This window comes from Streptomyces chiangmaiensis (assembly GCF_036281785.1).
Taxonomy (GTDB): domain Bacteria; phylum Actinomycetota; class Actinomycetes; order Streptomycetales; family Streptomycetaceae; genus Streptomyces; species Streptomyces chiangmaiensis.
The window spans coordinates 1-4,913 of record NZ_JAYWVC010000358.1 but is presented as its reverse complement, the minus strand read 5'-3'; the positions used below and the strand labels follow the sequence as shown (position 1 = coordinate 4,913).

The window sequence follows — 4,913 nt, the reverse complement described above, 5'->3', positions numbered from 1 at the left end:
TCGTCGGCATAGCGGACCAGAGTCCCGTCGTGCGCGTCCCATGCCCGGTCCAGCCGGTGCAGATAGACGTTGCACATCAACGGTGAAATCACACCGCCCTGTGGGGTTCCGGTCACCGGCCGCCTCACCTGTCCGTCCTCCATCACCCTGGCGCGCAGGATCTGCCGCAGGAGTTTGAGGACGGACTGGTCACAGATGCGTTCTTCGATCGCGTGCATCAACTCTTCATGCGGGATCGCCGAAAAGCACTCGGCGATGTCCGTCTCCACCACCCACCGTCTGCCCCGGTGGTGCTCGTCGATGAGCACCTGCAGGGCGTCGTGCGCCGAGCGTTTCGGGCGGAACCCGAAGCTGCACGGCAACATGTCGGCCTCGAAGACCGGCTCGAGCACGATCTTCATCGCGGCCTGCACGACGCGGTCACGAACCGTCGGAATGGACAGCGGCCTACGCTCGTCCTTCACCCCCGGTTTGGGAATGAGGACCCGGCGGGCGGGCAAGGAACGATACCTTCCCTGCCTCAACTCGTGGGCCAGCTCGCCGAGAAGACGATCGATGCCGTACTCCTCGACCGCGGCCAGGGTGGTGCGGTCGATGCCCGGTGCGCCGTTGTTGGCACGCACCATGGCCCACGCGCGCCGAAGCACATCCCTGCGGTGGATCTTGTCTCCCAGCGCGTGGAACCGCCGTCCGGGATCGGCCTTGGCCGCCCGGTAAAGCGCATGCTGCAAGGCACGGACCTTGTCCGAGGGAGAACGTCCCTCGGCGGCGGGACTAGCCACACGGGCACTCACCGAGCCCCTCCTTCACTTCATGACGCACCGACGAAGCAGTGGCCCTTCCCTCACCGGGAGTTGTGTTGTCTCCCGGCTGCAACCGGTACTACGGCCACCTCCGACGCCCACCCGGCCCGCGCCCACTTCCCGGGATCACCGGTTATAGGACGCGCCGCTTCCGATGACGTCTATCCGCAGGTCATCGGGCCGGGGAGGGCCTCCCCAGTTCCCGCCGCCACCTTCGATACGTTCCGCGCCCCATACGCCGGGGAGTCCTTCACGGCTGCCCGTCCAGGATCTTCAGCGCTTCCATGGCCTTCGCCCCGATTTCGAAGGGCTCGGCACTCCCTCGTTCCACCCGAAAGGGTGGCTGAGTAACGACGCCGCAGGCTTCGCCTGATGCTACGGACCGTATCGTCGCTCCCCCTTGCAGGGCCTTTGACGCTGGGCTCCGACGCCGGACGTTTCCCTCCGACGCCGCCAGCCTGCTACCGGGCCTCCTGGCAGCTACCCGGACCGGACTTCCACCGGCAGGCGACGACGAGCTTCCGAACAGCAAGAACACCGCTACGTCACGGTGTCACCTCCTGCTCTGCTGGGCGCACGAGAAATCCTCATTGCCTCACAGGCATCAAGTGCGCAGGGCATCGTCAAGGACGACGGCCATGTCACGACGCATGGAGTCGCCGGGGCCACGCAATCCGGCCACGCAGGCGGAGCCTTGAACCCACTGATCTACGCTCCTCACGTGGCACTGGACCTGGCCCTACATTGCGCAGCGATCTTCACTCGTTCGGGTCAACATTCTGTATTTCTGTGCAGCCGACCCGCTCTGTCCGGGCAGGGCCACGGTGAGGCAACGCACAGCGAGCAAGGGGAGGCGCCGATCATGGGAGCGCCGCACCGTCCGGCCGGACAGCCCCCTACGGGTCAAGTCTTCTTGACGGCTTAGGCCCGTAATTGGACTCCCGGCTCCTCCCCCGTCGGCATGCCGTCCGCCAGTGGTCTGCGGTTTGCGTTCTACGGCCGGGTGTCGACCGAGGACCATCAGGACCCCGCCACGTCGCAGGCCTGGCAACTGCTCGGCGCGCAGGCCCTGGTGTCCGGGCACGGGCGGATCGTCTCCGAGTTCTTCGACACCGGCCGCAGCCGCACCATCCCTTGGGCGCGGCGGCCCCAAGCCGCCGCGCTGCTGGCGGCGATGGCCGATCCCGACCGGGAGTTCGATGCCGTTGTCATCGGCTCCAGTGAACGGGCCTTCTACGGCAACCAGTTCGCGACCATGGCTCCGCTCTTCGACCACTACGGCGTCGAGGTGTGGGTGCCGGAGCTGGGTGGAGCCGTCGACCCGCGGGTCGGCGGGCAGGAGGAATTGATGATCCTGCTCGGCATCCTGTCCAAGCGGGAGATCGCCCGCGCCCGGACCCGGGTGCGGGCCGCGATGACCGTGCAAACACGCGACCAGGGCCGCTACCTCGGCGGCCGCCCACCCTACGGCTACCGCCTCGCCGACGCCGGACCGCACCCCAACCGGTCCCTCGCCCGCCGCGGTGTCCGCATGCAGCGCCTGGACACCGATCCCGCATGCGGGCCGATCGTGTCCTGGATCTTCGCCCAGCGCCTGGCCGGGCACAGCATCACCCGTATCGCCCGCGCGCTGAACGACGCCGGTATCCCCTGCCCGGCCGCCGCAGACCCCACCCGCAACCCGCACCGTAACGGTCAGCGGTGGGTGCTGAACACAGTGCGGGCCATCCTCACCAATCCCCGCTACACAGGCCGACAGGTCTGGAACCGCCAGCGCACCGACCACGACCTGATCGACCCCGCCAACACCACACTCGGCTACCGCGACGTCATGCGCTGGAACACCCCCACTGACTGGATCATCTCCGCCCGGCCCGCCCATCCGGCGCTGGTCAGCGAGGCCGACTTCATCACAGTCCAGAACCTGTGCCAAGGTCGGGAAACTGCGCCTGGCCGCACTTATCTCCTCGCAGGGCTGCTGTGCTGCGGTGTTTGCGGCCGGCGCATGGAGTCCCACTGGACTCACCACCGTCCTGGCTACCGGTGCCGCCACGGCCACACCAGCACTACCCGGCCTGACCCTGGTCGCGCTCCCAACGCCTACCTGCGCGAAGACCAGGTACTGCCACACCTGCCGGCCCTGCACCTCCGCCTCACCAGCCGCCTGGATCCTCCGAGGTCGGCACCCGTGAGCTGTGATCCGGCGCCGCCGACACCGACACCTACCCAGGCAATCGCCCACGTGCGCAGCGAGGAGATCACCCTGACCTACGAGCCCGCGAGCAGAAACCTGACCGCGGACACACCCCGAGCAGAAAGGATCACCATCAGCTGACCAAAGCAAAGCAAGGCCCACCGAAACGCCGGCGAAGGGAGAAGCCAGGCCGAAGGCACCGCAACGACGAACACCCGCCCCGGCCAGGAGCCGGAAACGGTGCCGATTACCCCTGCCCAGAAACGGGGCGCCGTGGGGGAACTCTGTGTCCGAGGCGGATTTGACCACTAACGATACGGTCGTGGTGGCGCAAGGGCGACTCCCGCTGCAAGATTTATCGCAAGGCCCCACTCGTACCTCGTGACACTACAACCGCCCACGGCGCCACCGGGCCCTGCTGCGGCTTCGCGCTCCCGCCGGCAACCCGGGCGTCATCCCCTTCACCAGCGGAACCAGCGCCACGACATCCTCGGCGGCCTCATCCACGAGTACCGAGACACCGCCTGAAGAAGCTCGGCACCCAGCAAACGCGCAGGTCAGCGAACGTCCAGAACTTTTCGGAGGCGCTCACGGACGCCCCGCGCGCTCCGGCACATCGGCACCGATCTCGGCCGCCAGCTCGTGGAGCGTGTCCAGGCCCGGGGGGGCGTTCAGCCCCTGCGTCACCAGAGCCCGCGCCTGCCCGAGGTCACCGCGTGCGAGCGCGAGCCTGGCGCGGAACAGCGGCAGATAGCCGCCGTCCAACGTCCGGTGGACGGCAACGGTATTCTGGGTCCATGTCGATTCAGGTGCCCGAAGACCTCGAAGCCCGCCTGCGCCAGCTTGCTGCGGCCCAGGGCATCACCGTGGACGAGCTGGTGACCAAAGAGCTGACCAAGCTCGTCGCTCCACACCGCGTCCGCACCCTTCGCGGCAAGGGCGTCCTGCATGCTGGCAGCACCGCACCGCACGCCCGCGACCTCAAGGCATACATGCGTGGCGAATCGGACAACGCGTGAGACTGATCGTCGACGCGGGCCCCGTCTTCGCCTACCTATCCGCAGACGACCCCGACCACGCCCGTTCGGTCGCCCTACTCGAGAGCTTCGACGGCGAGCTCGTGATCCCCCAACTCGTCCTGGCAGAGGTCTCTTACTTCATCAATACCCGGGTCAAGCGCGCCGTCGGCACAAAGAAAGCCGCCGACACCGAGCTCGCCCTCATCGAGGACATCACGGCAGGCGCCTTTCGAGTCGAACCCGTGGAGGAACAGGACTGGCCCCGGATCGCCGAGCTCATCAGCCGCTACCGCGACTTCCCTCTCGGCATCACCGACGCCTCGGTCATGGCTGCCGCCGAGCGTCTGCACACCCCCAAGATCGCGACCCTAGACGCCCGCCACTTCCACGCCGTAACATCCCCCGTTTTCAGGCACTTCGAAGTCATGTAAGGACCGGACACCGTGGCAAGTGAAACGCGCAGGCTAGGGTGAATGCGCTTTCAGAGGTGAATGCGCTTTCAGAAGTGTGAGCGGTCCATTGCCGCATCTCTGGGGGCGCTACCGGAGCGGAGGGCTCCGGGCGGATCGAAGGAGCTTGGGGTTCCCTCAGTGAGCACTGTCCCCACGGTGTACGACGTTGCCGGGCAGGCGGGCGTCTCCATCGCCACCGTGTCGCGGGTCTACCGCACCCCGGAGTCGGTACGGGCCGAGACCCGGGAGCGGGTCCTCGAGGCCGCTCGTGAGTTGGGTTACCTGCCGAGCGGGAGCGCCCGCGGGCTTGCCAGTCGTTCCACCGGCGTGCCGGGTCTGTGCTTTCCCGACTACTCCGATCCGGACGCCGAGAGCGAGGCCGGCGTCGCCGACGAGGAGGCCGCCATGCTCTATTCCGACCAGATCATCCGCGGCATGGAGCGCG

Annotated in this window: 6 protein-coding genes; 4 read left to right on the top strand and 2 right to left on the bottom strand. The window is 67.5% G+C overall.

Annotated features, from left to right (window positions below; translation table 11 throughout):
* The coding region (locus tag VXC91_RS42350; RefSeq protein ID WP_329512679.1) for a reverse transcriptase domain-containing protein at positions 1-731 on the bottom strand (731 nt) is incomplete at its 3' end.
* A 1,033-nt stretch (positions 732-1,764) separates the two neighbouring features.
* On the opposite strand from VXC91_RS42350, the gene VXC91_RS42345 reads away from it, so the two are divergent.
* Entirely contained in the window at positions 1,765-3,138 is a 1,374-nt protein-coding gene (locus tag VXC91_RS42345) for a recombinase family protein (RefSeq protein ID WP_329512678.1), read from the top strand.
* A 447-nt stretch (positions 3,139-3,585) separates the two neighbouring features.
* Here VXC91_RS42345 and VXC91_RS42340 read toward each other — a convergent pair whose 3' ends face one another.
* Positions 3,586-3,762, bottom strand: a complete 177-nt coding sequence (locus tag VXC91_RS42340) for a hypothetical protein (RefSeq protein WP_329512677.1) — start codon at positions 3,760-3,762, stop codon at positions 3,586-3,588.
* A gap of 32 nt (positions 3,763-3,794) precedes the next feature.
* Here VXC91_RS42340 and VXC91_RS42335 point away from each other — a divergent pair, with 32 nt between their 5' ends.
* From VXC91_RS42335 to VXC91_RS42325, 3 genes are all read left to right on the top strand, one after another.
* Positions 3,795-4,016: a hypothetical protein gene (locus VXC91_RS42335; RefSeq protein WP_329512676.1), complete on the top strand. Its 222-nt coding sequence runs from the start codon at positions 3,795-3,797 to the stop codon at positions 4,014-4,016.
* Positions 4,013-4,447: a type II toxin-antitoxin system VapC family toxin gene (locus VXC91_RS42330; protein ID WP_329512675.1), complete on the top strand. Its 435-nt coding sequence runs from the start codon at positions 4,013-4,015 to the stop codon at positions 4,445-4,447. The genes VXC91_RS42335 and VXC91_RS42330 overlap by 4 nt, the downstream gene beginning before the upstream one ends.
* Positions 4,448-4,606: 159 nt before the next feature.
* Positions 4,607-4,913 (top strand): helix-turn-helix transcriptional regulator (locus VXC91_RS42325; protein WP_329512674.1); only part of this gene is annotated, 307 nt, incomplete at its 3' end.